This window comes from Thalassobacterium maritimum (assembly GCF_031127805.1).
In the GTDB taxonomy this organism is placed as follows: domain Bacteria; phylum Verrucomicrobiota; class Verrucomicrobiia; order Opitutales; family Coraliomargaritaceae; genus Thalassobacterium; species Thalassobacterium maritimum.
The window spans coordinates 1-2,891 of record NZ_JARXHW010000106.1; the positions used below are offsets into that span (position 1 = coordinate 1).

Sequence of the window (2,891 nt, forward strand, 5' to 3'; positions counted from 1 at the left end):
ACCCCGTATCCGCAGCCAAGCAGGCAACTAAGCCAGGCGTCTGACCGGGTCTGAAGACCCCGGCTACGTGTCCCCGCACTTTCAATCACACCCTAAAGGACTTTGTCCCACGCAGCAGGCTTTATTTTCACTAATTTACGCTTATAATTAGATTTCATCTTTCGTTCTTAGCGCCGGGTTGGATAAGCGTTTATTAGCGGTGATAAGCGGTAAAAAAATACGTATGCTAGGATTTCTTTTTTCAAGCCCTCCAGCACGATCGCGAATAGCACAAGCAATAGATAAACGGCAGTGAAACTCATTGAGTCACTCGACTGGATAGATCCTCAGTGCGCCCCATCAGGAGAACAAAGCCTCCCCTCGGTAGATCCCCCCCCCTAATGAACCTATGTTCTACTTTTTGAAATTAAGACTGACGCGCATAAGATCGATCCAGCAATCAACGGTCCGTCAATCCCAACGAAAACTAGGAATATCCCGACCACGACCAGAATGATGCCAACATTTTCAACTTTGCTTTCGTCGATTTTCATTTTCCGTGACCAGAGAACACACCCTATGGAGAGTTAGCAAAATTGCTCAGTGCGACTGGTTCGAGTTCATTCGTCAGGCGAATCTGGATATGTCGAAATTTCTCTCTGCCCTATCCACAAAAATAATGACGATGCCGTCGCCTTCGGGACGATAATAGACGTATACAGGATTGATCACGAGTCGCCGGTATGGGGTGTCTCTAAGATCTTTGGGAATGTTTCCTAGCTTGGGGCTATCTTCAAGTAATTCAACTTTTTCGAATACCCTACTGACCAATCTGCAGGCAGCTTCATAGTCTTCGAGCGCAATATGATCTGCAATCTCATCGAGCGCGTTCAGTGCTGGTTCCGTCCAAATTACTTCAGCCATCTCGACATTTTTCTTTTCGCTTCGCGATGGCTCAAAACTCTTCCTTCTGAAAATGCTTTCTCACCTCGCGCTAGACCCTCTAGAATCTCCATTCTTTTCTCTTTAGCTTCATATGTATCTACATCAACAAGATAAGCGGCAGGCTTCCCATGTTGAGTGATCATTATAGGTGCTCGATCAGTTCGAAGATCATCAATGATTCGAGTGGCTTGTCTTTTTAAAGTGGTAACCAGTTCCGTCTTCATATGTGACACTTTAATGATACTTTCGGCTCTCGCAATTCTTTTTTCGAACGTGACCAGACACCCAGTCTGTGGGCTTAGTCGTCCTGTAGGTTTTTAGAGTTTTACGGGCAGGTCAAAAGGGTTGCCCGTGTCGTCTGAATCAGGACTCGAATGTGCCAGATGCCCAGACCGCTCAACTGCACTCATGCTCCGTTTTTCCAGTCCCGACCTAGTCGGGAGAGACCGCAGCGTAAAGGGCCTTGTCCTACGCAGCAGGCTTTATTTTCACTAATTTACGCTTATAATTAGATTTCATTTTTCGTTCTTAGCGCCGGGTTGGATAAGCGTTTATTAGCGGTGATAAGCGGTAAAAAATACGTATGCAAGGATTTCATATTCTTATCCTGGAGCTCCAGCGCGGCTCGTTAGCGACGTTGTTCAGTAGCGGCTGAATATGCCTATTTTTCGCTTACTCGACAGACGCAATTCAGTGGTTTGTCTTGGAAGATATATATGTCATTTGCTTCGATCAATTCATAGCCGGAAGCTGTAGCAATCGCCCTGAGTATATCAATCGGGTCCTTTTTCTTCACTAGAACAGAAACGTATTTGTCCATAGCCGAATCAGGAACAACTACGTCAATATTAAAAAGGGTTGCAACGTTAAGAATCGATTTTGCTACAGTCTCTTTTTGGAGATCGACAGTTAGGGGTTCAAATTCTTTCGCATAAACTGAAATGGATGTGGCGAAGATTAATAAGATTAGGCTTATATTTTTCATAGATCGATGAGCTCTGGCGCGCCTTTAGGCGTTGTCCAGAAGCGTCTGGATATGGCCGCAGGCCGTGGTGAGTGTGGGGTTCTGAATTGTGGGCTTTATCGGGGGCTTTGAATCTATGATTTCTTCTTTTTGCCAATTGGCGACACGGCTCTGGCTGTCTGAGGATTTTATTTCTTTTGCCACTTCTCTTACTCCCAAATGCTTAGTCTAAATGCTTCGAGCCGTCGATTCTATTTTCTTCCCATATCGCAGACGAGAGGAATAGATGAGCCCCAGCGAAATCCATAGCCTCATCGGACTGGTTCTGCCTCCGATTCGATTACCTCTCTGATGTAGTATCTGTATGAGGCCATCGCAAATTCTTCCATCTCATAAACGATTCGAGAGATGTGAGTGCAATCTTTACATTTTACATCCATATAGTCGCTTTCATATTTATTTACTTCGGTTTCTGCGTCTAAATTTGTCCGAATTTTCAAAGGAGTTGATTCGTAATTTCTTTCATCTGAAACTTGGAATGCCGTAATTGAAGCGCACTTCGGGCAAACGAGTTTAGGCAGATTGACGACCAAGTTTTCTCTCTTTTCGCCAGAGTATCGACTCTCGAAAAATGAGAGTCCGTGGATTCGATCTGATGGTTTGAATTTCATTCCTTCGCAGAACCCCGCGCTGAGTAATTGATTTGTAGCAACTAGTTTTCGGAGAGTCAATTTCGGAGTCGACTCAAGCAGCTTGTTGCGGAGGCGCGAAACGAGTCGATGCAACGATGAGGCCAGGCACACAGCCTGACGAGTTTGTAGTTCAAGTGATTCTCGGATTATCGGGCGGGTTACATGGGTTGGCCTGTGTCGTCTGGATCAGGACTCGAATGTGTAGGATGCCCAGAACGCTCAACTGCACTCATGCTTCCCGCTTCGCCCCTAGGCTTCGCAGGACACGGCTGCTTTTCCAGTCCCGACCTTGTCGGGAGAGACCGCAGCGT

3 protein-coding genes are annotated in these 2,891 nt (G+C 46.0%); all 3 read right to left on the reverse strand.

Translation table 11 applies throughout. The features are described from left to right. Window positions 1-606 precede the first annotated feature (606 nt). A complete protein-coding gene (locus QEH52_RS19200) occupies window positions 607-903 on the reverse strand; it encodes a type II toxin-antitoxin system RelE/ParE family toxin (protein WP_308952573.1) in 297 nt (98 codons plus the stop codon). Continuing rightward, entirely contained in the window at window positions 891-1,148 is a 258-nt protein-coding gene (locus tag QEH52_RS19205; RefSeq protein ID WP_308952574.1) for a type II toxin-antitoxin system Phd/YefM family antitoxin, read from the reverse strand. The genes QEH52_RS19200 and QEH52_RS19205 overlap by 13 nt, the downstream gene beginning before the upstream one ends. 437 nt (window positions 1,149-1,585) lie before the next feature. After that, window positions 1,586-1,909, reverse strand: coding sequence for a hypothetical protein (locus QEH52_RS19210; RefSeq protein WP_308952575.1), 324 nt, complete (start codon window positions 1,907-1,909; stop codon window positions 1,586-1,588). Window positions 1,910-2,891 lie beyond the last annotated feature (982 nt).